Genomic DNA, 25447 nt, shown 5'->3' with positions numbered 1-25447 from the left:
TCGCGGATGGCGAAGCGCAGGCGCTCCTCCATGGCGATCGGCACGATCAGCTCCACGTCCATCGTCACATTGTCGCCCGGCATCACCATCTCCGTGCCTTCCGGAAGCGAACACACGCCCGTCACATCCGTCGTGCGGAAGTAGAACTGCGGACGGTAGTTCGTGAAGAACGGCGTGTGGCGACCGCCCTCCTCCTTCGTCAGGATGTAGGCCTCCGCCTTGAACTTCGTGTGCGGCGTCACCGAGCCCGGCTTGGCCAGAACCTGGCCGCGCTCGACGCCCTCGCGCTCCACACCGCGCAGAAGCGCGCCGATGTTGTCGCCCGCCTGCCCCTGGTCCAGGAGCTTGCGGAACATCTCCACGCCCGTGCACGTCGTCTTCGACGTCGGCCGGATGCCGACGATCTCGATCTCGTCGCCGACCTTGATCACCCCGCGCTCGACGCGGCCCGTCACAACCGTGCCGCGGCCCGAAATCGAGAACACGTCCTCGATCGGCATCAGGAACGGCTGGTCGATCGGACGCTCCGGCGTCGGGATGTACGCGTCCACCTGCTTCATCAGCTCGCGGACCGCATCCTCGCCGATCTCCTTGTTCGAATCCTCGAGCGCGGCAAGCGCCGAGCCCTTGACGATCGGAATGTCGTCGCCCGGAAACTCGTAGGCCGACAGAAGCTCGCGAACCTCAAGCTCGACAAGCTCCAGAAGCTCCGGATCGTCAACCTGGTCCACCTTGTTCAGAAACACCACGATCGCCGGAACGCCAACCTGGCGCGCCAGAAGAATGTGCTCGCGCGTCTGCGGCATCGGCCCGTCCGCCGCCGAAACAACCAGGATCGCGCCGTCCATCTGCGCCGCGCCCGTGATCATGTTCTTCACGTAGTCCGCGTGCCCCGGGCAGTCGACGTGCGCGTAGTGCCGCGCATCCGTCTCGTACTCGACATGCGCCGTCGAAATCGTGATCCCGCGCGCCTTCTCCTCAGGCGCCGCGTCAATCTGATCATAGGCCCGGAAGTCGCCGAAATACTTCGTGATCGCTGCCGTCAGCGTCGTCTTCCCGTGGTCAACGTGACCAACCGTCCCGATGTTCACATGCGGCTTCGTGCGCTCGAATTTACCTTTGGCCATCTCAATTCCCTTGGGCGGCGTGTTTTGATTCCGATTGCCGGGCGATTAACGACAAAGCCCGCAAAAGACAAGTCCCTTGTGCGCTCAGCGTTTCCCTTGGCTCGGCGGCTCCGGGCGATGCACCAGCGTGACCAGGACGAAGGAAATGATCATCAAGAGATACCAGGCGCCCAGCTTATGGATCGACACCGGCGTCCAGCCGTTCTCCTGACCCGGATAAAGCCAGGCCCGCGACCAGGTGCCGATATTCTCCGCAAACCAGATGAAGAACGCTACCAGGAGAAATCCCAGCAACAGCGGCATACGATGCGTGAAGCGGAAGACCCGGTAGTGCACCACCGTCCGGCCGAACAATGCCGCCGTAAGCAGGAAAAGGATGATGCGAACATCCGGCAGGAAATGGTGTGAGAAGAAATTGACATAGATGGTGGCCGCGAGGAACACGGTTGCCCACCGTGGCGGATAGCCGCTGTAACGCATGTCGAATATGCGAGAGATCCGCGCAAGGTAGGATCCGACCGCTCCATACATGAAGCCGGAAAAAAGCGGCACGCCGCCGATGCGGAACAGGCTCGGCTCCGGGTAGATCCACGATCCGGCCGCCGTTTTGAATATTTCCATCCCTGTCCCCACCAGATGAAACAGCAGTATCACCCCGACTTCGGCCAGCATCTCCAGTTTCGACAGCAGCATGCCGGCCTGCACGGCTATTGCTCCCAGAAACAGAAAATCGTAACGGGCGATAGCCGGATCGGCAGGCCAATAGAGCCGGGTGGCGATCATGAGAAAGAGCATCATGCCGCCGAACAGGCAGGCCCACGCCTGCTTCAACCCGAACACCAGGAACTCGATCAGCGCACCGGAAAGCCCGTGCGCCGGCATTCGATCGAGAACTTTATGCGCAGCGATATCGATCTGCCGCTCGAGGGACGTGAACCGCTTCACGTCCGGCTGCTCCGGCGCTTCGAGCAACCTTTGCCGCGGCATTCTTGAAAAAGTTCTGCAGAACCTTGAGGATTGAAACGCATACTCGAATACAGCAACAGAAAAATATTGCATGAAAACAAATTTTCGCAATCAATTCAATTATTTATTTTGTCAGAGCATTCGGATCCTATCTTCAGCTGTCACCTCCCACAAGTCGAATCTGGTCCGGGGCATGCCGGTTCTCCCGCACGGAACCCGTCAACGGCTACGGAGGACGACATCGGGCTTGTCCGGACTTTGCGCCCGGCATAGATCGCGGATGGCGCAAACGTCGCAATGCGCGGCATGAGGACTGATGTTTTGGAGAAGCGTTGATGCAGGCAGCACTGATCACCTATGGCTCGCTGGCCATCGCCATCGTCTTCGAGGTTATCGGGACGTCCTTTCTGCAGCAGAGCCAGCAATTCACACGAGTGCTGCCGACTGCGGGCATGGCGGTGTGTTACGCCGGCGCCTTCTATTTCCTCTCCGTCTCGCTGAAGGCGCTGCCGGTCGGCGTCGCCTACGCCATCTGGAGCGGGCTCGGCATCGTGCTGATTTCGGCCATCGGGTTCTTCGTTTTCAGGCAAACACTCGATGCGGCTGCGCTGATCGGGCTGAGCCTGATCATCCTGGGTGTGGTGATCGTCAACGGTTTTTCCGACACGATCTCCCATTGACCGTGCAGGCCCGACACACCGGCCATGCGTCTTATCGTGTCGGAACCGGCTTGTCCGGATCGGGCGCGGGATCCGGCGGCAGGGGTTGCGGCGGTTCCGGTTTCGGTCCCGGCGGCTCCGGTGTCGGCCTGGGCGGAAATGCCATGAAGCAATCTCCTTTTTTCGAGGCCAAACCACGACGATGCCCGAGAGTTCCGAAGAAAGACAGGCTACCGCTGTTGCCGCCGGCGCTTGGCGAAGCCGTCAAGACGCCAGGAGGGGAAAGAGCCGGGACGGAAGGTTTGGAGCGGGTAGCGGGAATCGAACCCGCATATTCAGCTTGGAAGGCTGCTGCTCTACCATTGAGCTATACCCGCAGAAAACAACCCTCTTTCGCTGGAGCTTTGGAGGGCACTCTTCGCCCGTTCCGGGCAAGGTGATCCGCCACCCGAAACCCGAAACGGGCGAAGGGTGGTGGAGGGGGTTGGATTCGAACCAACGTAGGCATAGCCAGCGGATTTACAGTCCGCCTCCTTTAACCACTCGGACACCCCTCCGTCTGTTGCCGCACCGTGCAACCAGTCGGCCGGGAAAACACACGCAACAAGCCGGAGCGCCGTTTTCGCGACGCCTTATGGCCACGACATCGATCGGTGTCAACAGTGCCGACGCGCTTTGGCACGCGAATTTTCCGCGCCTCGCCGATAGGCGCGCGCGACGGTCTCGGATATAGGAACCGCCATGAGCGACGACAAGCCGAAAAGCCCCAAGGACAGCCACTACGCGCGCCTGCGCAGGGCGCACCGTCAGCGCGAGCGCGAGGCCAGACCGGCCAGCACCGGCGGTCCGGCGGCAACGCCACAGGGGGTGGTGCGCCTTTACGGCCTGCACACCGTGCGCGCCGCCCTCGACAATCCCGCGCGCAGGATCCACCGCATGCTGGTCACCCGCAACGCCGCGCAGCGGCTCGGGCTCGACGATCCGACCGCCCTGCCCTTCCCGACTGAGATCGTGGCGCCCAAGGCGATCGACGCGCTCCTTGGCCCGGACGCAGTACACCAGGGCGTGCTCGTGGAAGCCGACCCCAGGATACCCAAGGCGCTGTCCGCGCTCGGCGACGCAGCATTGGTGCTGGTGCTCGACCAGATCACCGATCCGCACAATGTCGGCGCCATCATCCGCTCGGCCGTCGCCTTCGGCGTCGCGGCGCTGATCACGACGGCGCGCCACAGTCCCGCCGAATCGGGGGTCCTGGCCAAGGCCGCCTCCGGCGCGCTGGAGCACATCGACCACATAACCGTGCGCAATCTGGCCGAGGCGCTGGATGAACTGCAAGCGGCGGGCTTTTACACCGTGGGGCTCGATTCGGAGGGGCCGCAGCCGCTCGAGCAGGCCGTGCGACCGGGCCGGCTCGCCCTGGTTCTGGGGGCGGAAGGCAAGGGCCTGCGCATGAAGACCCGGCAGACGGTGAACGCCCTGGCGCGCCTCGACATGCCCGGCCCGATCCACTCGCTCAACGTGTCGAACGCGGCGGCAGTGGCACTCTACATCGCACACCGCACCGCGCATGAAGATCCCGCAGCTGTGGGTACATCACAATCCGAACTGAAACCGACCTGAGGCAGATCTGGCAGACCGGCAGCAACCGGTCGGGCTCAAGGTTTTCAGGGACAATGTCTCCGGGTCGTGCACACGGAGAAAAATGGTGCCCCCGGCAGGACTCGAACCCGCGACCCCCTGATTACAAATCAGGTGCTCTACCAACTGAGCTACAAGGGCATGGCATTGCGATAGCACAATCGGCAGCGGAGTAAAACGCATTCTCCGCCCATACGAACGCATGCGGCTGGCGCGGCACATGCCCGCCCGCGCTGTTGCCTTTGCATGGATATAGGTCGCGTGATACCGGTTTGCACACGCGCCGCAAGGGAATCAGCCGCCGGGATGACACAGCCACAATTCTCCTTCGCTTTCCTCGCGGCGGACACGAGCGACGCCCGCGAGGCCGCCGGCAGGCTTTCGGCCCTTTACGGACAGGAACGGCCGGAAAACGCCGAGATCATCGTGCCCCTCGGCGGCGACGGCTTCATGCTGCAAACGCTGCACGAGACGATGGGCTCGGGCAAGAAGATCTACGGCATGAACCGCGGCACCGTCGGCTTTCTCATGAACGAGTATCGCGAGGAAGGCCTGCGCGAGCGGGTCGATGCCGCCATCGCCGAAACGCTCCGGCCGCTGGAGATGCGGGCACGCGACGCAGACGGCCAGGTCCTTAAGGCGCTCGCCATCAACGAGGTGTCGCTCTTGCGCCAATCCTACCAGGCGGCCAAGATTCGTATCGCCATCGACGGCAAGGTGCGGCTCGAGGAACTGATCTGCGACGGCGTGCTGGTCGCCACGCCGGCCGGCTCCACCGCCTACAACCTGTCGGCGCACGGGCCGATCCTGCCGCTCGATGCGCCGCTTCTGGCGCTGACACCGGTCAGCCCCTTCCGGCCGCGCCGCTGGCGGGGGGCACTGCTGCCCAACCAATCGACGGTGGACCTGACGATCCTCGAGCCGGAAAAACGGCCGGTGAACGCCGTGGCCGACCACACGGAGATTAAGTCGGTAACCGAGGTGCGGGTGCGCGAATCCCACGACATGACGGCGACCGTGCTCTTCGACGCCAGCCACTCCTGGGACGAGCGGATTCTTACCGAACAGTTCCGCTACTGAAGCCAACAAAGCGCGATTTATTGCCGAAGCACGCCTTCTGACTGGATCGATCGGAGCCGCCGGTCGTTAACCTGGCTGTTGACATTGGGCGCACCACACCTTAGGCCCCGCACAAGCAAGGGCAGAAGCTCGGTCGAGCGCGTGGTATTCACCGCAGAGCAGAACAGCAAAGACAGCCAATACGTGTCAGAAAACCAGGAAATTGTACAGGACGCTGTGAGCTTCGCAGACCTCGGCCTGTCGCCGAAGGTGCTGTCGGCCGTCATCGACGCCGGCTACACGACCCCCACGCCCATCCAGGCCGGCGCCATTCCGCATGCGCTGGAAGGCAAGGATGTCCTGGGCATCGCTCAGACCGGCACGGGCAAGACCGCCTCCTTCGTGCTTCCCATGCTGACGCGCCTGGAGCGCGGGCGCGCGCGGGCGCGCATGCCGCGCACGCTCATTCTGGAGCCGACACGGGAACTCGCCGCCCAGGTGGAAGAGAACTTCGTCAAGTACGGCAAGAACCACCGGCTGAACATCGCGCTGCTCATCGGCGGCGTGTCCTTCGACGAGCAGGAGCGCAAGCTGGAGCGCGGCGCGGACGTGCTGATCGCCACCCCCGGCCGCCTGCTCGACCATTTCGAGCGCGGCAAGCTGCTTCTGACAGGCGTGGAGATCCTCGTCATCGACGAGGCCGACCGCATGCTCGACATGGGTTTCATTCCCGATATCGAGCGCATCTGCAAGCTGATCCCCTTCACCCGCCAGACGCTGTTCTTCTCCGCGACCATGCCGCCGGAGATCACCAAGCTCACCCAGCAGTTCCTGCAGGCCCCGGTGCGGGTGGAAGTTTCGCGGCCCGCCAGCACGGCCGTCAACATCACACAGCGGCTGGTGAAGTCGGGCGCCAAGCCGTGGGCCAAACGCGAGCGCCTGCGCGAGCTCATTCGCGCCGAAGGCGAGGCGCTCAAGAACGCCATCATCTTCTGCAACCGCAAGACCGAAGTGGCCACCCTCTTCCGCTCGCTGGTCCGTCACGACTTTGATGCCGGCGCGCTACACGGCGACATGGACCAGCGCGCCCGGATGACGATGCTGGAGAACTTCCGGCGCGACAAGCTCACCCTTCTGGTGGCCTCCGACGTCGCCGCGCGCGGCCTGGACATCCCCGATGTCAGCCATATCTTCAATTTCGACGTGCCCACCCATGCGGAGGATTATGTCCACCGTATCGGCCGCACGGGCCGGGCCGGCCGCTCGGGCAAAGCCTTCACCATCGTCACCCGTGCCGACCGGAAATATGTGGATGGCATCGAGAAACTGATCGGTCAGCAGATCGAATGGCTCGACGGCGATCTTTCGACGCTGGCGCCTGCAGACGAAGCGGAGGAGAGGCCACGCCGGGGCAGTAGCGGGCGCGGCGACGGGCGCAAGGGCGCCGAAAAGGGCAAGCCCGCTAAAAAGGCAAAAGACGAAGCAGCCTCGAGCGCGGACGAGAATCGCCCGCCAAGGGAAACGGCCAAAAGCCCCGATACCGAAGGGCAGAAGAAGCGTACGGGCCGCCGCGCGGATAGGGAAGAGGCGAAAACGCCCGTCGGCTTCGGCGATGACGTCCCCGATTTCATGAAGGTACCGGGCAAGGACTGATCAGCGCTTTTCCTATTTGCGCGTGCGCAGCCCGGCTTCATAGGCTTTCCGCGCCCAGGCGGACATTTCCTCGGTATCGTCGAGCGCGCTGTCCGGGATCGACCAGTACGGCATGGCCGTGGGCTTGCGCCCAGGCTTGCCGGTATAGACCCACTGTCGGCTTCCGGCCTCCGCGAAATCAGGAGCGCTCTCCCGGTCCGCCTTCAGCAGAATTTCGCCATCGACCTCCAGGGCAAAGATCACACCTTCGTGGTAAATGCCCTTGCCCCCGAACATGCGCCTGATCGTGATCGGCCCCAGGCCGGCGAAGAGGTCGCGAATATCTTCATCTTTCATCCGCCAAGCATGTCAACGATCGGGCGCTTTGTCAGGTGCTTTCGCGCGGTCTGCTGACATCGAACCCCTCGCCGCCTAACCTTGGCAATGGGAGTTCTTGCCGAGAGGGTGATGCCATGCCGATGAAACTGAAAGGCTCGTGCCGCTGTGGTGCGGTGCGCTTCGAGGTGGAAAGCCACACGCCGGTTCCCTATCAGCGCTGCTACTGCAGCATCTGCCGCAAGCAGCAGGGCGGCGGGGGCTATGCGGTCAATTTGGGCGCGGATTCGGCGACGCTCGTCGTCAAAGGCGGCGCGCATCTCGGCTTTTACCGGGCGACGATCGAGGACGACGAGCATCCGCATTGCGAGATTTCCACCGGAGAGCGGCATTTCTGCCGCGACTGCGGATCAGCCCTCTGGCTTTACGATCCGACCTGGCCGGAACTCGTCCACCCCTTCGCCTCCGCGATCGACAGCGACCTGCCCGCACCGCCAAGCCGCACGCATCTCATGCTGAAATACAATGCGAATTGGACAGAGCCGGACATCCGCGAAGGCGATCTTGCCTTCGACTTGTATCCTGAGGAATCGCTCGCCGAATGGCACCGGCGGAACAATCTTTGGGTGGAGTAGCCGCGGCGCCCCGCCCTTGCGACGCGTGGTCAATTCCCCGTGAATGGTCCTTGGACCGCGAAATGCCGGCGCTAGCTGTTTCTCCCATCGATCAGGGAGGATTTTATCATGAGCGCAAGGACATTTGCGAAGGTGGGCTTCGCCCTAGCATTGATAGCACCTGGAACAGCGGTCCCCCAGGACGGACAGCCGCCATTCGGTGACGACACCGACACGGCTTATGCCGAGACATTGTGGTCAGCCTTGACCGAGGCTTCCCTGGCCGGGGAGGAAACGATCCAGGCAACGCCCTACGAAGGCACCGAGCCGCATGGCGCCGTGCTCCAGACCCTTTGGACCGACATCGAGGTCGAAGGACAAGAGGGAATGGTGGTCGTCAAGCGAAACTACGGACCGGCCGGGATAAGCATCGAGGAGGTGGCGAACAATCCTGGGGACAGCCTCGCCTCCGTCACCGTCATGTTCCGGCGGGAAGAGGGCTACGCGCCCGAAAGCGCAAACTGGTTCTGGGCGAAATACCTGCCCGACGGCTCGCTCGATCAGACGCCTGAAGGCGTTCCGCTTGCCGGACGGGCAACCGGCTGCATCTCCTGCCATTCAGAGGCCGAAGGTGGAGACTTTCTCTACACGATGGACAGGCTATCCTGAACTCGCTCAAGGGTGAAAACGGCGGCGCGATGCGCCGCCGTGCCATCGCGCCGCCTCATCAGGAGAGCGCCTGCTCAGCGGCGTCGATTGCCGCCTGCCACGCAGCCGGCGAGGCGATCTCCCTGTAGGTGTCGGGACCGAGCGCCCCCGCAGCCATGACCGCGTCAGGCTTCAAATTGCGCAGCAACTCGAGGCTGTTCCTCAGATCGGCCTTGCTTCCGCCCAACGCGGCTGAGAGCCAGGAATCCCGCGCCGGCACGATCGTATCGCCGCTGAACAGATAGGTTTTTCCGTGTGGCGACCTGTAAAGGAAGCAGGTGCTCCCCGCCGTGTGGCCCGGCGTTGGAATGACCTCGATATCGCTCAGCGCGGTTTCCGCACGCCGGAAGACCTGATCCACTTCGATCTTTCCAATCCGCGCCACATCGCTCGCATCGCGTTCGTGACAGCAAAGCTTCGAGCCGAACATTTCCCTGATATGCGCAAGCGATGGCGCCGCTTCGTGCCAATGCGCCAAGATCTGGTGGGAAACGCCGCCCAGGTGCTGAATGCCTCGAAGGTCGTCCTCTTCCTTCGGCGAGCCTCCCTCCTCGCGTCCTGTTCCGTAGAAGAGGACATTGCCGCCGTCGCGAAGCAGAAGATAGGCATGCGACGTAGCTTCCGGCGTGTCGGGGATCGGCCTTTCCGGGCTCGTCTGCCAAAGATCGGGGTAAATCTGTCGCATGGCATGCTCCTTTGCTCATTCTACAAGGAGCACTCATATGGTGCCTCAACCGTGGTTGAGGTCAAGGTTAAGGACTGCGAAACGCAAATCCTCAGGCGCCGGCCGCACGGGCCTCCGCCAACGCCTTGAGATCGGCCGGCTTCAGCTCGACCGATTCACCGCAGCCGCAGGCCGAGCTCTGGTTGGGATTTTTGAAGGTGAAGCCCGTCCTTAGCCGCGTCACCTCGAAATCCATCTGTGTACCAAGCAGGAAAAGAGCCGCTTCCGGCGCCACATAGACATGCGCGCCCTCATGTTCGACATGGTCGTCCTTCGGATCGGGTTCGGTGACCAGATCCACCGTATATTCCATGCCGGCGCAGCCGCCCTTCTTGATGCCGACACGCACGCCCAGGGCACCCTCGCGCGTTTCGGCAATCTCACGCACGCGCCGTGCTGCGGCTTCTGTAAGGGTTATGACTTGAAAACGGCCCATTGAATTTCTCCGTTCACGGCGAGGTCAAGACTCGCGGAAGGTGTATCTCAAAGATGGTTCAGTCGGGCGCCCGTTGCAACCTCAGTACCAGCCGATCGCGACCTGCGCCTCTTCCGACATGCGGTCCGGCGTCCAGGGCGGGTCGAAGACCATGTTGACTTCGACATCGCTCACCCCTTCCACCGCGCTGACGGCGTTTTCCACCCAGCCCGGCATCTCGCCCGCCACGGGGCAGCCCGGGGCGGTCAGCGTCATGTCGATCTTCACCGAGCGGTCGTCCTCGATATCGATCTTGTAGATCAGGCCGAGCTCATAGATGTCGGCCGGAATTTCCGGGTCGTAGACGGTCTTGAGCGCGCCGACGATGTCGTCGGTCAGGCGCGCAAGCTCGTCCTGCGAGATGGCGGAGGCGGAGGAGATTTGCTCTTCCGCTTCTGTCGTCTCGGCTTCCGGCTTCTGGCTGGTATCGGTCATCGCCTCACCCAAAGAATTTGCGCGCCTGGTCGAGCGCGTCGGCCAGGGCATCCACCTCGGCCTTCGTATTATACATGGCGAATGACGCGCGGCATGTCGAGGTCACGCCGAAGCGCTGCAACAGGGGCTGGGCGCAATGGGTGCCGGCCCGCACCGCCACACCCGCCCGGTCGATCACCATCGACACGTCGTGCGCGTGGATGCCGGCAAGCTCGAAGGACAGGATCGAACCCTTGCCCGGCGCAGTGCCGAAGATGCGCAGCGAATTGATCTGGCTCAGCCTTTCATGGGCGTATCGCGTCAACTCCGCCTCGTGCGTGGCGATATTCTCCCGGCCGACACCGTCTACATAATCGAGCGCGGCCCCGAGGCCGATCGCCTGCACGATGGGTGGCGTTCCCGCCTCGAAACGGTGCGGCGGGTCGTTATAGGTGACGCTGTCCACCGTCACGTCCTCGATCATCTCGCCGCCGCCCTGGAAGGGCCGCATCTCGGCGAGCTTGTCGCTGCAGCCGTAAAGCACGCCGATACCGGAAGGACCGTAGAGCTTGTGCCCGGTGCAGACATAGAAATCACATCCGAGCGCCTGGACGTCCACCGGCATGTGCACCGCGCCCTGGCTGCCATCCACCAGCACCGGGATGCCACGCGCATGGGCAATGCGCACGATGTCGGCGATGGGCGTAACGGTGCCGAGGACATTGGACATATGCGTGATGGCGACAAGCTTCGTGCGTTCCGTCAGGCACTTCTCGAATTCCTCGAGATGGAAAGCGCCTTCATCGTCCACCGGCGCCCAGACGAGCTTCGCCCCCTGCCTTTCACGCAGGAAGTGCCAGGGCACAATGTTGGAGTGATGCTCCATGACCGAAAGCACGATCTCGTCGCCCTCGCCGATGCGCGGCATGGCGTAGCCGTGGGCGACCGTGTTGATCGCCTCGGTGGCGGACTTCGTGAAGACGATCTCCTCAACGCTTCCGGCATTCAGGAAACGGCGCACCGTTTCCCGTGCCTTTTCATAAGCTTCCGTTGCCGCGTTGGAGAGAAAGTGGAGCCCGCGATGCACATTGGCATATTCGCTGGAATAGGCGTGCGTGATCGCGTCGATCACCACCTGCGGCTTCTGCGCCGAAGCCCCGTTGTCGAGATAGACGAGCGGTTTGCCGTAGATCTCGCGTGCCAGGATGGGAAAGTCGCGGCGAACGGCCTCGACGTCGAAGGTACCGTGTTCGATCTTCTGGTCCACTCTCTTACCCTTCTGCGGTCGTCATCCGCCTCTCCGATCGTCATCCCGGAAGCCTGAGCGAAGCGAGGGCTATCCGGGACCTATTGGCCGATGAGCGTAGAGCACGGCCGGGTTCAGAAGCCGGCGCCCTTCAGCGTTGTCGCCTTCTGCGGAGAACGGCCGCGCCTCTCAACGGATCCCGGCTCTCGCTCCGCTCGGCCGGGATGACGCCGAGAGGCATTACCCGTGCTCGGCGAACCACGTGTCGAGCCTGGCCTCCAGCGCCTCGACCACCGGCTCGTTCTCCAGTTCCTCGATCACCTCGGCAACGAAGGCCTTCACCAGAAGACCGCGTGCCGTCTTCTCGTCGATGCCGCGCGCCATCAGGTAGAACAGGTGATCGGCCTCGATCTCGGTCACGGTCGCGCCATGGCCGCAGGCCACGTCGTCGGCGAAGATCTCCAGCTCCGGCTTGGCGGAAAAGCCGCCCTCGTCGGACAGAAGCAGCGTGTTGCACGCCATCTTGGCATCGGTCTTCTGCGCATCCCGTGCCACTCGGATCTGGCCCTGGAAAGCACCTTCCGCACGATCGGTCACCACGTTGCGGATGACTTCCGTCGACACCGTCGCAGGCGCATTGTGGTCGAGGATCATCGTCACGTCGCAATGGCTCTGGCCGGAGAGAAGATTGACGCCGCGCAGGCGGAACTCGGAGCCCTCGCCATCCGCCACGACCCGCACTTCCTGACGCGTCAGCTTTGCGCCGGCGTTCATAACGAAAAGCGTCAGCTTCGCGTCCTTGCCGATGCGCACATTGATCTGACCGAGATGGCTGACGCCCTCGGGCTGCTCCTGCACGATGAGCCACAGCACGTCCGCCCCGTCGCCGACGTCCAGATGCGTGACGGAGGAGACAAGGGCATCGCCGTCGCCGGTCTGCCTCTCGACAACCGTCGCACTGGCGCCTTCGCCGACCCGCGCGGCAAAGCGCGTGTGGGCCTGACCGCCGGCGTGCACGTTCTGCAGTTCGATCGGGGCCTTCAGCGTCGCACCCGCCGGGATATCCAGCGCGAAACCGTCGGCCGCAAAGGCGGAGTTGATGGCCGAGACCGTATCGTCCTTGTCGGCTGGGCCGAGAAGGGCCGCGAGGCTGCCGTCCGCGAGCTTGTCGGCAAATGTAGCCAGCACGGTGCCTTCAGGCGCCTCCACCTTCGCGGCAACACCGTTCAGGACCGACAGGACCGCCGAACCGGCGACCAGCGGCTCTTTCGGGCTGGCCGTCGCGGTCGGGTCGAAGGCGGGAACCGTGGCGAGGAGCCGACGCAGATCCGTATAGTGCCATGCCTCGACCTTGCGGTTGGGCAGGCCCTGCTCCAGAAGCCGCACGGCCTCGCTACGCTTCTCCCTGACGCCGGCATTGCCCGGCAGGGACGTCTCGCGCTGGGAATATGCCTCGATCAGCGCGTCCTCGGCGGCGGTCCGCTTTATTTGCGTTTGAACATTCATCGTCAATCCTCAAGCCGCCTCGCCGACGAGACCGGCATAGCCGTTTCTCTCCAGCTCCCGCGCCAGTTCCTTGTCGCCCGACTTCACCACGCGGCCCTTGTAGAGCACGTGCACCGAGTCCGGCACGATGTAGTCGAGCAGGCGCTGATAGTGCGTGATGACCACCACCGCGCGATCGGGCGAACGCAGCGCGTTCACACCGTCGGCGACGATTTTCAGCGCATCGATGTCGAGGCCGGAATCGGTCTCGTCCAGCACGCAGAGCGCCGGTTCCAGCAGCTTCATCTGCAGGATCTCGGCGCGCTTCTTCTCGCCGCCGGAGAAACCGACATTGAGCGGCCGCTTCAACATGCTCATGTCTATGTCGAGAGCGTCGGCCGCCGCGCGTACGCGCTTCATCAGGTCGGGAATCTTGAGCTCCTCCAACCCGCGCGCCTTGCGCTGGGCGTTCATCGCCACCTTGAGGAACTCCATGGTAGCCACGCCCGGTATCTCCATCGGATACTGGAAGGCGAGGAAAAGGCCCGCGGCCGAGCGCTCGGCCGGGTCCATATCGAGGACCGACTCGCCGTTGAAGAGAATGTCGCCCTCGGTGACCTCGTAGTCCTCGCGGCCGGCCAGAACGTAGGAGAGCGTCGACTTGCCGGAGCCGTTCGGCCCCATGATGGCAGTCACTTCACCCGCCTTCACGGAAAGATCGACGCCGCGAAGTATTTCCGTGCCGTCCTCGGCGATGCGGGCGTGCAGGTTCTTGATTTCAAGCATTCTTTTTGTCCCAGTCCTTGTGCCGGCTCAGCCGACCGAGCCTTCGAGCGAAATGTTGATGAGCTTCTGCGCTTCGACGGCAAATTCCATCGGAAGCTCCTGGATGACGTCCTTGACGAAGCCGTTGACGATCAGCGCGATCGCCTCCTCCTCCGGAATGCCGCGCTGCATCACGTAGAAGAGCTGGTCCTCGGAGATCTTCGACGTCGTGGCCTCGTGCTCGAACTGCGCGGTCGCGTTCTTGGCCTCGATGTAAGGCACCGTGTGCGCCCCGCAGTCGTTGCCGATCAGGAGCGAATCGCACTGGGTAAAGTTGCGCGCGTTCGCCGCCTTGCGGTGTGCCGAGACCTGGCCGCGATAGGTGTTGTTCGACTTGCCGGCCGAGATACCCTTGGAGATGATGCGGCTCGACGTGTTCTTGCCGAGGTGGATCATCTTCGTGCCCGAGTCGATCTGCTGGTGCCCGTTCGACACGGCGATCGAATAGAACTCGCCGCGGGAATTGTCGCCACGCAGCAGGCAGGATGGATATTTCCAGGTGATCGCCGAGCCGGTCTCCACCTGCGTCCAGGAGATCTTCGAGTTCTTGCCGCGGCAATCGCCCCGCTTGGTGACGAAGTTGTAGATGCCGCCCTTGCCTTCCGTATCGCCTGGATACCAGTTCTGGACGGTGGAATACTTGATCTCCGCATCGTCGAGCGCGATCAGCTCGACGACGGCCGCGTGAAGCTGGTTCTCGTCGCGCTGCGGAGCCGTACAGCCCTCCAGATAGGAGACATAGGCGCCCTCCTCGGCGATGATCAGGGTACGCTCGAACTGGCCCGTATTCCGCTCGTTGATGCGGAAATAGGTCGACAGCTCCATCGGGCAGCGCACACCCTTCGGCACATAGACGAAGGACCCGTCGGTGAAGACAGCCGAGTTCAGCGTCGCGTAAAAATTGTCCGAGGGCGGAACGACCGAGCCGAGATATTTGCGCACCAGATCCGGATATTCGCGGATCGCCTCGGAGATGGAGCAGAAGATGACGCCGGCCTTGGCCAGCTCCTTCTTGAAAGTGGTGACGACGGAGACCGAATCGAACACCGCATCGACCGCCACGCGGCCGGACTGGTAGACATTGTCACCGGCCTCGTCCGCCTCGCCGTCGATGGTGCTGGGCTCGTCGACCCGGCGCACGCCGGCCAGAATCTCCTGTTCCTTCAAGGGAATGCCGAGCTTTTCGTAGGTGCGCAGCAGCTCCGGATCGACCTCATCGAGCGAGCTCGGCCCGGCCTGGTTCTTCGGCGCGGAATAATAGTGGAGATCCTGGAAATCGATCTTCGGATAGCTGACGCGCGCCCAGCTCGGCTCCTGCATGGTGAGCCAGCGCTTGTAGGCGCTAAGACGCCATTCCGTCATCCACTCCGGCTCGCCCTTCTTGGCCGAGATGAAACGGATGATGTCCTCGTTCAGCCCCTTGGGCGCCTTGTCGCTCTCGATGAGCGTCTCGAACCCGTATTTATACTGGTCCACATCGATCATGCGGACCCGATCGATCGTCTCCTGCACAGCAGGCATCAGCGTTCTCCATCCATGCCGGAGTCAAGATCCGGCCGTTTTCCAACTCTGGCGACTTGCGCCTAATTTAGTGAGCGATCACTTCGAATTCATGGGGTACCGCTCCAAATATGTCTCATTTACTCCATTTTTCTTTGCCGCATTCGCCTGTCCTTCCTTGATCAGCGCCGGTCAGGCTGCGGCGCTTGCCGATTTCCGTCTTCTGATGATCGATTCCAGCGCGGCGGTGAAGGCATCGATTTCCTTTTCCTGCGTCTGCGGACCGATGGAGACGCGCAGCGCGCCAAGCGCATCGTCAAAGCCCATGGCCTGCAGGACATGACTGGGGCCGACCTTTCCGGACGAGCAGGCCGAGCCTGCCGAAAGCGCAATGCCGGCGAGATCGAAGGCGATCTGCGCGGTCTCCGCCTTCATCCCGGGAATGGTGAAAAACACGGTGTTGGGAAGGCGCGGCGCCGCCTCGGCGTGGATCACCGCATCGGGCAGGACCTGCCGTATCGCGACTTCGATCCGCCCGCGCATCAAGCGCATGGGGGCGGTCTTATCAAGGGCGGTCGCCGCCTCTCGGGCCGCCGCGCCGAAACCGGCGATCGCCGCCACATTCTCGGTGCCCGCGCGGTGCCCCTTCTCCTGACCGCCGCCGGTCACGAGTGCTGCCGGCATCATCAGATCCGATGCGCCGACGAAAGCGCCGACGCCCTTTGGGCCGCCGATTTTGTGCGAGGAGAGAATAAGGAAATCCGCATAACTGGCGGAAACATCCAGGGGAATCCGACCGGCCGCCTGCACCGCATCGACGATCAGAACACCCCCGACCGCCTTCACCATCGGGCCGATCTCTTCCACAGGCTGGATAACGCCGGTTTCGTTATTGGCTGCATGGACGGCCACGAGCGGCAATCCCTGCCCCTTGTCGTGGACGGCGAGTGCGCGTTCGAGTGCGTCCAGATCGACGAGACCGTTACGGATAACACCGATTCTCTCTACCTGTCCGGCCGGAAACCGCCCGCCCGACAGGAGCGAGGGATGGTCGGCCGCCGAGACATAGGCGCGGGAGAAGCGCAAGCGCGCCCGGCCCATGGTCCAATCGGGCGTCAACAGAGTCGATGCGGCTTCCGTGGCGCCAGAGGCAAAGACCACATGTTCCGACCGGCCATTGACGAGCGCTGCCACCGCCTGGCGCGCATCCTCGACGATGCGCCGCGCGGCACGCCCCTCCGCGTGGACGGATGACGGATTGAAAGCCTCGAGCGCATCGATCACGGCCGCGCGCGCGGCCGGCAGGAGCGGCGCGGTGGCGTTGTAATCGAGATAGATGCGCTTTCCGACCATTTCCTTCCGTACCATCTGCCACACATGCGGCGAGGACAGCGTTATTTCCTTGAATTCTCAAGGCGAGCCGTCCTATCTAGCCGGCTTGCCGGGGCGGCTTGGTCGCCCAGTTTTGAACAGTTCTAAACTAGCTTCTATGGAGGCGCCGGCGTCGCGTCAAGACCCGTCCGCAATTCGCTTGTGGCGATCGGGCGCTGCGCCAAGGTGGAGTCAAAATGCCCGAAGTAATCTTTACCGGTCCGGCCGGTCGTCTTGAAGGCCGGTATCAGCCGTCAAAGGAAAAGAACGCACCCATCGCGCTCATCCTGCATCCGCATCCGCAGTTCGGCGGCACGATGAACAACAAGATCGTGTACGATCTGTTCTACATGTTTCAGAGCCGCGGCTTCACGACGCTCCGCTTCAATTTCCGCGGCATCGGCCGCAGCCAGGGCGCGTTCGACCATGGCACGGGCGAACTGTCGGATGCCGCCGCCGCACTCGACTGGGTGCAGTCGCTGCATCCCGATTCCAAGAGTTGCTGGGTGGCCGGCTATTCCTTCGGAGCATGGATCGGCATGCAGCTCCTGATGCGCCGCCCGGAGATCGAAGGATTCATCTCCATCTCACCGCAGCCGAACATCTACGATTTCTCCTTCCTCGCGCCCTGCCCCTCCTCGGGTCTGATCATCCATGGCGACGCCGACCGGGTGGCACCGACCGCCGACGTCCAGACTCTTGTGGACAAGCTTCAGTCGCAGAAGGGAATCACCATCACGCAGAAGACGATTCCCGAGGCGAACCATTTCTATTCCAATGCCGCCGACCAGCTCATCGAGGAATGTGCGGATTATCTCGACCGGCGCCTGAAGGGGGAGTTGGCCGAACCGCGCCCCAAGCGCATTCGCTGATCAGGGGCTTGCCAGGACGCCGCCGCTCACCGCCTTGCGGCAGCCCGTCGTCGTGGGAAAGGTGAGCGGCAGGCCTTTCACCGCACGCACGGCGAGATAGGCCCAGGCTTCGGCTTCCATCGCATCCCCGTCGAGGCCCGCTTCCTCGGCCCGCAGGACTGTCGCCGGCGCAACGATGGCCTGCAGATCCGCAAGGATGTGCGGGTTCTTGCGCCCGCCGCCAGAGACGACCCACAGCTCCGGTTTCGCCGGCAGGTGGTCGACCGCCCTTGCGATCGACTCGGCCGAAACGCGTGCCAGCGTGCGTGCGCCGTCGGCCAGCTCCAGTTCGGTCGCATGGTCGAGGGTGAAATCGCCGCGGTCGAGCGACTTCGGCGCCGCGCGCGAGAAAAACGGATTGTCGAGGTAGCGGCCGACGACGGATGACACGACCGCGCCCTCGCTGGCGATCATCCCTTCCGCGTCGAAGGGGATGCCGCCTTCCCGTGTCACCCACTGGTCGATCAGCGCATTGCCGGGTCCGGTGTCGAAGGCGACCGGCGGCCCGGCCCGTGGCACGTAGGTGACGTTGGCTATTCCGCCGACATTCACGAAGGCGACCGGAAAACGCCCGGCATGGGGTGGCGGAAGACTCGCCGCGAGCGCGGCATGATAGGCGGGGATGAGCGGCGCCCCCTGCCCGCCGTGGCGCATGTCCTCGGCCCGCATATCGTAGACGACGGCGAGGCCGGTGCGGCGCGCAAGCAGCGCACCGTCGCCCAGTTGCACGGTCAGTGCGCGCTCCGGCCGGTGTAGGACGGTCTGTCCGTGAAAACCGACGATTTCGGGCTTCCAGCCCGAGGCGGGGCCGGCGATGAAGCGCTCCACCGCCGCCGCGTGCCGCTCGGTGATCTCGCGCTCCAGCGTTAAAAGTTCGCCTGGCCGCTCCTCGCGCCTGTCGATCTGCCGCGCCGTCGTGAGCGCTGTCTCGATCCGCCGCCGGAAAGCGGCTTCATACCCCACAGCCATGGACGGCCCCCGCCTGACAAGGTTTTCGCCGTCGGTAACGAGAACGGCTAGATCGATGCCGTCCATCGACGTGCCGCTCATCAGGCCGAGCGCGATCGTCTCAGCCATTCCCGGCGCTCCTTCGGGCCGTGCTTGTGCGTGGCACAAAAGTGGTGCTAAACGCCGCTGTCATTCTCCACCCCTTCTCCCTCCACGGGATTGCAGACGATGCCCGAGTTCAAGTCCGATTTCCTGCGCATTCTGTCCGAGCGCGGCTTTATCCACCAGACCTCCGACGAGGCGGGTCTGGACGAGCTGTTCCTGCGCGAGACGGTGACGGCCTATATCGGCTTCGACGCGACGGCGAAAAGCCTGCATGTGGGTTCGCTGATCCAGATCATGATGCTGCACTGGCTGCAGCGGACGGGACACCGTCCGATCGCGCTGATGGGCGGCGGGACGTCGATGATCGGCGATCCTTCCTTCAAGGACGAAGCGCGGAAACTGCTGACCGAGGACGTCATCGCCGACAATCTCGCCGGCATCAGGCGCAACTTCGAACCCTATCTCGCTTTCGGCGACGGACCGACGGATGCCGCCATGGTCAACAACGCCGATTGGCTGCTCGACATCAAATATGTCCCCTTCCTGCGCGACGTCGGCCGCCATTTCTCTGTCAACCGGATGCTCTCCTTCGATTCGGTGCGGCTGCGGCTCGACCGCGAGCAATCGCTCTCCTTCCTGGAGTTCAATTACATGATCCTCCAGGCCTATGATTTCGTCGAGCTTTACCGCCGCTTCGGGTGCCGCTTGCAGATGGGCGGCTCGGACCAATGGGGCAACATCGTCAACGGGATCGAACTCGGCCGGCGCATGGACGATGCCAGCCTGTTCGCCCTCACCTCGCCGCTGCTGACCACCGCCTCCGGCGCGAAGATGGGCAAGACGGCCGCCGGCGCGGTCTGGCTCGATCCGGAGATGCTGAGCCCCTACGATTTCTGGCAGTACTGGCGCAACACGGAGGACGCCGACGTCGGCCGCTTTCTGCGCCTCTACACGACCCTGCCGATGGACGAGATCGCCCGGCTCGAGGCTCTGGGCGGAGCGGAGGTCAACGAGGCCAAGAAGATCCTGGCCACGGAAGTGACGGCCATGTTGCACGGGCGCACGGCGGCCGAAGAAGCCGCCGAGACCGCCCGCAAGACCTTCGAGGAAGGCGCGCTGGCCGAATCTTTGCCCACCGTGTCCATAGAACGCGCCCGGCTCGAAGGCGGGATCGGCCTTCTCAGCCTGTTCGTCGAGACGGGCCTTGCCGGTTCCAACGGCGAGGCCCGCCGTCACGTGAAAGGCGGAGCCGTGCGCATCAATGACGATGTAGTGGACGACGACCGCCGCATGGTGACAACAGGCGACATCACGGCCGACGACGTGATCAAGCTGTCGCTGGGCAAGAAAAAGCACATGCTGGTGCGGCCGCAATAGAGCGATCCCGGTCAGTGGTATTCGAAGAGCTGCCTGAAGATCCCCGGTGCGATGGCCGAGATCGGGTTGATCTCGAGCGCCGGTTCGCCCGTCTTGCCGCTCAGGCGATAGGTGATGCCGATCAGCGCCCGGTCGCGTCCGTTGCCGAGGATCTGGCCGATGATCGGGATTTCCCCGAAAATGCGGTTGATACCGTAAAGCGGCATGAACGTGCCGGTGATGTCCATGTTTCCGTTCGGATCGTAGAGCGTGCCCTGGAACGTCGAGCCGATCAGCGGCCCGCGCAGCACGCCGTTGCTGATCCCGAGGCGCTGCGGCGCCTTTTGAAGCACAGCGGCTCCGCGCTCGAACCGGACGCGTGAAGCGTCCACCTGCCGCCCCGTGCCCTCACCGTCGGAGCTTGCGGCCACCAGCGAGCGCAGGCGCGGTTCGTCGACGACCCAGAAATCCTGGATCGTGAACTGACCGGCGAGATTCTTGTCGTCTGCTCCGTGTAAGGCGAGACTGAGCTGCCCGCCTTCGACATGCTCGTAAATATCGAGGAAGCGCAGGACCGCACCGGCATTGGTCGAGGACGCGCGCAGGCTGACACGCCCCGGCTCACCCCCCTTCTCCGCCTGCACGGCCCCATAGCCGGAAGGGGCGGCACGCAGCGACAGCCGCTCCGGCCGTGAGGATCGCGACGCATAGGTCAGTTCCACCTGCTCCAGGCTTTCCCCGTTAAAGCCGTGAACCGCGGCGAGCGAGGCCTCGACGGAGGTCTGTACGCGGTCCCCGGCGCTTTCCGATCCGGCGGTCTTTTCGTCCAGGACACGCTTGATGATACCGCGCGCATCCAGCGAGCGACCGTTCACCGAAACGGCATATGCGGCGCCGGAACGCCGGATCGTGGCCGCATAGTCGTCATTGCGGTTGAGCTGCACGTGATCGAGACGGGCTTCCGCCAGGGTTCCGCCGGAAAGGCGCACAAAGCCGTCGACAGCGAAGCTTTCGCCGCGCAGCGAGAACTCCCGCAGTTCCACCGTATCGCCGTCCCGCTCCATGAAGAAGCGCGCCGTTGCGGGAATGCCGGCCCCCTTCCGCCAACCGATCCACGGCACCGTCAGTTGTGCCTTGTCCAGGGAAACAGTCAGCTTCTCGCGCTTGTCGGGCTGTTGTTCGTAGACGACTTCGAATGGCCCGGAGACGAGCGTCTCCAGACCGGGGAAAAGCCTCTCCCGCGCGGCGTCGTCCACCTTCAATACGACGTGTCGAACCCGCTCCACGGCCGATCCGCGCAGCGGCTCGACGACGTGCACACTGGCGGGTACGGAGTTGAGGCGTGCTTCGGCGGTAAACTCCGCCCTGTCGGGCTGCACCAGCAGCGACCCGTTCGCATCGCTGATCTCCTGTCCCTCGAAGGGCTTGGCGATCGAGAGATTTTCGTAGTCGAGCGCAACGCGCCAGCTCAGGTCTTCCGCCGGGAGACCGGCCTGGAGGGGAATCTGGGCATTGACCCGTCCAGCCGTCTGCCCGCTCAGATCCGCGGGCGTCAGGTCGTGGAAGCGGGAGGCGTCGATCGGCTCGTAGGAAGCAAGTTCGACAACCGCCGCGGCCTCTCCCTCGATATCGATCTCCAGATCGCCGATGCGTGGCTTGCGATGCGCGGCGTCTATGCGCATCGTCCCGCCGTGAACGGCGACGCTGCGCCCGCTGGGCATGTAGATCGTCCCCGACTCCAGGCCGACCAGGACATCCGTGCCGCGAAATTCCACCTGTCCGCTGCCGTCGCGCACCGCCGGGATATCGCCGGCAATGTCGAAGCGCGTATCCTTCAGCGCGAAGCGGCCGACCAGTTCGTCATGCGAGAGCGGAACACCGTTTCCCAGCCGCCCGGGCGGAACGCTGAAGCGCAGCGTGCTGTCGTGCACGCGCCCGCCGAAAACGTTCTCCAGCGTCCAGCGGCGCGCCCCGTGCGCCGCGAACCAGGGCCAGAACTGCTTGACCTCCGCCATTGGCATGTCCGCCACATCCACCGCGAGCGTGATGCCCGGCGACATGCCGGCCGGGACGGATAGCGCGGCACTTGCCGCCATCTCCCCCGCTTGCGTGCGGATGTTGATCTCCTCGGCGACCAGGCGGGTGTCCGCCGGCTCAAATCGGCCCTTGAGGCGCATGGCATATGCAAGGGCTGGTTCGGGCGAATCGCGCGGTGCCAGCAGCGCATTCCGCGAAACGAGCTCGAAACCATAGCCGGCGGTCCCGGCGGCGGAGAGCGGCCGGATCGTGCCCTTGAAACCGATGGTGCTGCGGCCCACGCTCATATGGGATGAGATGAGAGAGTACACCTCGTCGCCTTCGGCGAAAGCCACCTCCAGCGCGGCCTTGGAGATCAGAAATTCGCTGTCGTCAACGCCCAGCAGGATATCCCTGGCATCGACCGCAAGCGACATTTGGCCGGCCTCCGTCCCGTGGGTCTCCCGGCCCGTCATCGCGATCGTCACCGGGCCGATCGACCGCACGGCGCCGCGCTGTGCGGGGGCCGACCGGTTGTCGTCGGTCAGCGCCATGTCGAGCGCAAGCTCCGTTACGGTGCCTGTTTCGGGATCGCGTGCGGCATGGCCTTCGAGGACGACACGGCGCAGGCCGTTGACAAGCGATCCTTCAAGATCGATGTGTGCGCCGTCGCGTCTGAGATCCAGATCTTCGATGACGAGCCCCGGCTCGCCCCGCGGCTTTTCCGACAGGAAGCTGAGCCGGGAAAGCGTGACACGGTCGAGGCCGGAGGCGCTCGTCGTCCGGAAGGCGTTTCGGACCGCGCCGAACACCGCCGCGCGCAGCCGATCCGGACCGATGGCTGTCCCTGGCGCATCCGCAAGCAGGGCCGGCAGACCGGCCGGCAGGATTTCGGCATCTTCCACTTCGACCCGCCCCAGCTCCACGCGGCCGTCAAGCAGGGCCAGGGGGCGGAGACCGAAACGCAAGGTGCCGACGCTCGCGATCAGTGCACTGTCGTCGGCCCGACTGATACGGGCCTCGCGCACCTCGAGGGCGAGAAGGCTGGTCTCGCCGAGTCCCATGCGCAGCTGGCCCAGTGTCACGTCCGCATCGAAACCGGCAAGCCGGCTGATCGCGCGTTCGGCCTGGAGCCGCAGGCGTTCATTGCCGATCGCATCGACCCCGATCGCGTAGAAGGCGCCGCCCGCGAGCACGAGAAGTACCAAAAAAGCCAGCCCCGCCATGGCGATCCACGCCAACAGGCGCTCGCGCAACCGGCGGGGCAAGGGTCGCGACGAAGAGCAAATCGCCGAGGGCAAGCGCGCGAGCGCGGCGATTTCGCTGCGTCGAAAATGCACCTCCTCGTGGCCCCGTGCCTCGTGCTCCCGCTGGTTGTCCGTCAATGCATCCTTACCCGGTTGGACGAATCCCCCTGGACCATTATATCTGTGCGTCCCGCGTGCGGGGGCCGGCCATGGAAAATTCCATCGATTTGTTCTGCCGGCGTAGAGAAAAACGAGGGAAATAAAATGGCCGGTCCTGACAAAGGAAGCGAAGCACCCGATTTCGAGCTGCCACGCGACGGCGGCGGCACCCTGCGGCTGTCGGAACTGCGCGGCAAACCGGTGGTGCTCTATTTCTATCCCAAGGACGACACCAGCGGGTGCACGGCACAGGCGCTCGACTTTTCCGCCCGCAAGGCCGATTTCGACGAAATCGGCGTGGCCGTCATCGGCATGTCGCCCGACAGCCGGAAAAGCCACGAAAAGTTCAAGACCAAGCACGAGCTCTCCATCGACCTCGTTTCCGACCCGGACAAGAAAGTGCTCGAAACCTACGGCGTCTGGGTCGAGAAGAGCATGTACGGGCGCAAATACATGGGCGTGGAGCGCACCACCTTCCTGATCGCGCCCGACGGCCAGATCGCCGAGGTCTGGCGCAAGGTGAAGGTGCCGGGCCATGTCGAGACCGTTCTGGAGGCTGCCAGGGCGCTGTGACGCGCTCAAAAGCCTTTATTAACCCTAAGATTGTGTAATCGGCTTCACTGAAATCACCATGGTGCGGGGCAGTGAAGCGGGCACGATCGACAGCGTCGCGCGGGCGGAGGGAGCCGCCCACCATCATCATCGCCCGAGGCGATGACATCCGCTATTTCACGCTGCGGCCGTGGATGACGGCCATCGCCGTGTCGGCGGCCGTCATCCTTTCCCTCGGTTACCTCGGCGCCACCGCCTATCTGGTCCTGCGCGACGACCTCATGACGGCGGCGGTCGCCCGTCAGGCGCGCTTGCAACAGGCCTATGAAGACCGCATCGCCGAGCTCAGGACGCGGCTCGACCGCACCGCCAGCCGTCAGCTGCTCGACCAGCAGCTCATGGAAAGCAAGGTGAAGGAACTTGCCGAACGGCAGCGGGCGCTGGATGAACGCTACGACAGGCTGGGCCTGGATCGCGGCGAGCCGGCCGAAAAGGAAGCACGGCAAACGCCGCCGATCCCCGCGCAAGTTCCCGAACGTCGTGCTGATCACCTGCGCTTGGACGGAATCACCACCGGCAGCGCCTATGCGCCGACGGACGTTGCCAGGAGACCTTGGCCGGATCGTGCAAGCCTGCAGAGCGAAGCCGATCACGCTGACCTTCTCTTCGTTTCGATCAACCGCACGCTTCGTACGCTTGAGGCGAAACAGATCGCCCGCGTGAAAGCCGTCACCGAGAAGGCCTATCAGACAGCCGAGACCCTGGGCGAAGCGTTCCGGACCGCCGGCATCGACCTGCCTGGTAGCTCCGCCGAGAGCAGTGCCGGCGGTCCGCTCATCGCATTCGAGGAGAACGCGCTCTTCCAGGACAGGATGCGCGAACTCGATGAAGTGCTCGACCGGCTGGAGACCTTGCGAAAGACGGCCAGGCGTATACCCGTCTTCCACCCCGTTCCCGCCGCGAGCGTGAGCAGCAGGTTCGGCATGCGCCGCGATCCCATCCTGCGGCGCCCCGCCTATCACGCCGGCGTGGATTTCCGGGTCCGGCATGGTGCGGCGGTGCGGGCCGGCGGCGGCGGCACGGTCGTCAAGGCGGGATGGAACGGCAGCTATGGCCGGATGGTCGAGATCGACCACGGTGACGGCTTCAGCACGCGATATGCCCATTTGAGCCGGGTTGCCGTCAAGGCTGGCGAAACGGTGCGCCCGGGACAGGTGATCGGCCGGGTCGGCAGCAGCGGGCGCTCGACCGGTCCGCATTTGCACTACGAAGTTCGCCGCAGCGACACCGCCGTCGATCCGCTGACCTTCATCGCCACCGGCCGCCGCATCGCGGATTATCTGTAAACATGAAAAGGCCCCGGTGAAAAACCGG

Annotated in this window: 23 protein-coding genes and 3 tRNA genes; 10 read left to right on the top strand and 16 right to left on the bottom strand. The window is 63.9% G+C overall.

What is annotated here, in order from left to right; genetic code table 11:
- A partial coding sequence (gene tuf, locus SIN08_RS07245) for an elongation factor Tu (protein ID WP_322450896.1) occupies window positions 1-1127 on the bottom strand: 1127 nt, incomplete at its 3' end.
- Between the two features lie 84 nt (window positions 1128-1211).
- Window positions 1212-2114: a DUF817 domain-containing protein gene (locus SIN08_RS07240; RefSeq protein WP_322450912.1), complete on the bottom strand. Its 903-nt coding sequence runs from the start codon at window positions 2112-2114 to the stop codon at window positions 1212-1214.
- A 314-nt stretch (window positions 2115-2428) separates the two neighbouring features.
- Between SIN08_RS07240 and SIN08_RS07235 the strand changes: the two genes are divergently transcribed.
- The gene (locus tag SIN08_RS07235) at window positions 2429-2773 is read left to right on the top strand and encodes a multidrug efflux SMR transporter (RefSeq protein ID WP_322450895.1); all 345 of its coding nucleotides are present in this window, start codon (window positions 2429-2431) and stop codon (window positions 2771-2773) included.
- Between the two features lie 282 nt (window positions 2774-3055).
- Here SIN08_RS07235 and SIN08_RS07230 read toward each other — a convergent pair.
- Both SIN08_RS07230 and SIN08_RS07225 read right to left on the bottom strand, forming a co-directional pair.
- Window positions 3056-3129 (bottom strand) — tRNA-Gly (locus SIN08_RS07230).
- 95 nt (window positions 3130-3224) lie between these two features.
- A tRNA-Tyr gene (locus tag SIN08_RS07225) sits at window positions 3225-3309 on the bottom strand.
- Between the two features lie 184 nt (window positions 3310-3493).
- Between SIN08_RS07225 and SIN08_RS07220 the strand changes: the two genes are divergently transcribed.
- A complete protein-coding gene (locus tag SIN08_RS07220; RefSeq protein ID WP_322450894.1) occupies window positions 3494-4372 on the top strand; it encodes an RNA methyltransferase in 879 nt (292 codons plus the stop codon).
- Window positions 4373-4455: 83 nt separating this feature from the next.
- Here SIN08_RS07220 and SIN08_RS07215 read toward each other — a convergent pair.
- Window positions 4456-4531 (bottom strand) — tRNA-Thr (locus tag SIN08_RS07215).
- Window positions 4532-4696: 165 nt separating this feature from the next.
- Here SIN08_RS07215 and SIN08_RS07210 point away from each other — a divergent pair.
- Both SIN08_RS07210 and SIN08_RS07205 read left to right on the top strand, forming a co-directional pair.
- Entirely contained in the window at window positions 4697-5470 is a 774-nt protein-coding gene (locus SIN08_RS07210) for an NAD kinase (protein ID WP_322450893.1), read from the top strand.
- A 216-nt stretch (window positions 5471-5686) separates the two neighbouring features.
- On the top strand, window positions 5687-7102 hold the full coding sequence (locus SIN08_RS07205) for a DEAD/DEAH box helicase (protein WP_322450892.1): 1416 nt from the start codon (window positions 5687-5689) through the stop codon (window positions 7100-7102).
- 12 nt (window positions 7103-7114) lie between these two features.
- Here the strand turns inward: SIN08_RS07205 and SIN08_RS07200 are convergent, their stop codons facing one another.
- On the bottom strand, window positions 7115-7438 hold the full coding sequence (locus SIN08_RS07200) for a TfoX/Sxy family protein (protein ID WP_322450891.1): 324 nt from the start codon (window positions 7436-7438) through the stop codon (window positions 7115-7117).
- A gap of 116 nt (window positions 7439-7554) precedes the next feature.
- Between SIN08_RS07200 and SIN08_RS07195 the strand changes: the two genes are divergently transcribed.
- Window positions 7555-8052, top strand: coding sequence for a GFA family protein (locus tag SIN08_RS07195; protein WP_322450890.1), 498 nt, complete (start codon window positions 7555-7557; stop codon window positions 8050-8052).
- 108 nt (window positions 8053-8160) lie between these two features.
- Complete coding sequence (locus SIN08_RS07190; RefSeq protein WP_322450889.1) at window positions 8161-8700, top strand: cytochrome P460 family protein; 540 nt, start codon at window positions 8161-8163, stop codon at window positions 8698-8700.
- A gap of 58 nt (window positions 8701-8758) precedes the next feature.
- Here SIN08_RS07190 and SIN08_RS07185 read toward each other — a convergent pair whose 3' ends face one another.
- From SIN08_RS07185 to SIN08_RS07150, 8 genes are all read right to left on the bottom strand, one after another.
- Complete coding sequence (locus SIN08_RS07185; RefSeq protein ID WP_322450888.1) at window positions 8759-9424, bottom strand: MBL fold metallo-hydrolase; 666 nt, start codon at window positions 9422-9424, stop codon at window positions 8759-8761.
- A 91-nt stretch (window positions 9425-9515) separates the two neighbouring features.
- Entirely contained in the window at window positions 9516-9899 is a 384-nt protein-coding gene (gene sufA / locus SIN08_RS07180) for a Fe-S cluster assembly scaffold SufA (protein ID WP_322450887.1), read from the bottom strand.
- A gap of 81 nt (window positions 9900-9980) precedes the next feature.
- Complete coding sequence (locus tag SIN08_RS07175; protein ID WP_322450886.1) at window positions 9981-10373, bottom strand: SUF system Fe-S cluster assembly protein; 393 nt, start codon at window positions 10371-10373, stop codon at window positions 9981-9983.
- A 4-nt stretch (window positions 10374-10377) separates the two neighbouring features.
- The gene (locus SIN08_RS07170; RefSeq protein ID WP_322450885.1) at window positions 10378-11619 is read right to left on the bottom strand and encodes a cysteine desulfurase; all 1242 of its coding nucleotides are present in this window, start codon (window positions 11617-11619) and stop codon (window positions 10378-10380) included.
- A gap of 219 nt (window positions 11620-11838) precedes the next feature.
- A complete protein-coding gene (gene sufD, locus SIN08_RS07165; protein WP_322450884.1) occupies window positions 11839-13104 on the bottom strand; it encodes a Fe-S cluster assembly protein SufD in 1266 nt (421 codons plus the stop codon).
- A gap of 9 nt (window positions 13105-13113) precedes the next feature.
- Entirely contained in the window at window positions 13114-13869 is a 756-nt protein-coding gene (sufC, locus tag SIN08_RS07160; protein WP_322450883.1) for a Fe-S cluster assembly ATPase SufC, read from the bottom strand.
- 27 nt (window positions 13870-13896) lie between these two features.
- Window positions 13897-15429, bottom strand: a complete 1533-nt coding sequence (gene sufB, locus SIN08_RS07155; RefSeq protein ID WP_322450882.1) for a Fe-S cluster assembly protein SufB — start codon at window positions 15427-15429, stop codon at window positions 13897-13899.
- Between the two features lie 171 nt (window positions 15430-15600).
- Window positions 15601-16761 carry a cysteine desulfurase family protein gene (locus SIN08_RS07150; RefSeq protein ID WP_322450911.1) on the bottom strand — a complete coding sequence of 387 codons (1161 nt, stop codon included), beginning with the start codon at window positions 16759-16761 and terminating at the stop codon, window positions 15601-15603.
- A gap of 215 nt (window positions 16762-16976) precedes the next feature.
- Here SIN08_RS07150 and SIN08_RS07145 point away from each other — a divergent pair, with 215 nt between their 5' ends.
- Window positions 16977-17651: an alpha/beta hydrolase gene (locus SIN08_RS07145; protein WP_322450881.1), complete on the top strand. Its 675-nt coding sequence runs from the start codon at window positions 16977-16979 to the stop codon at window positions 17649-17651.
- Here SIN08_RS07145 and SIN08_RS07140 read toward each other — a convergent pair whose 3' ends face one another.
- Window positions 17652-18767, bottom strand: a complete 1116-nt coding sequence (locus SIN08_RS07140; protein WP_322450880.1) for an anhydro-N-acetylmuramic acid kinase — start codon at window positions 18765-18767, stop codon at window positions 17652-17654.
- Window positions 18768-18866: 99 nt separating this feature from the next.
- On the opposite strand from SIN08_RS07140, the gene tyrS reads away from it, so the two are divergent.
- Entirely contained in the window at window positions 18867-20120 is a 1254-nt protein-coding gene (tyrS, locus tag SIN08_RS07135; protein WP_322450879.1) for a tyrosine--tRNA ligase, read from the top strand.
- 11 nt (window positions 20121-20131) lie between these two features.
- On the opposite strand, the gene SIN08_RS07130 is transcribed toward tyrS, so the two are convergent.
- Window positions 20132-23500 carry a DUF3971 domain-containing protein gene (locus tag SIN08_RS07130; protein ID WP_322450878.1) on the bottom strand — a complete coding sequence of 1123 codons (3369 nt, stop codon included), beginning with the start codon at window positions 23498-23500 and terminating at the stop codon, window positions 20132-20134.
- 126 nt (window positions 23501-23626) lie between these two features.
- On the opposite strand from SIN08_RS07130, the gene SIN08_RS07125 reads away from it, so the two are divergent.
- A complete protein-coding gene (locus SIN08_RS07125; RefSeq protein ID WP_322450877.1) occupies window positions 23627-24094 on the top strand; it encodes a peroxiredoxin in 468 nt (155 codons plus the stop codon).
- Between the two features lie 71 nt (window positions 24095-24165).
- Window positions 24166-25419, top strand: coding sequence for a M23 family metallopeptidase (locus SIN08_RS07120; RefSeq protein ID WP_322450876.1), 1254 nt, complete (start codon window positions 24166-24168; stop codon window positions 25417-25419).
- Window positions 25420-25447 lie beyond the last annotated feature (28 nt).

Source organism: Chelativorans sp. M5D2P16 (assembly GCF_034427935.1).
In the GTDB taxonomy this organism is placed as follows: Bacteria; Pseudomonadota; Alphaproteobacteria; order Rhizobiales; family Rhizobiaceae; genus Chelativorans.
Note: the sequence above shows the minus strand (reverse complement) of the source record. Positions and strands in the feature narration are given on the sequence as shown.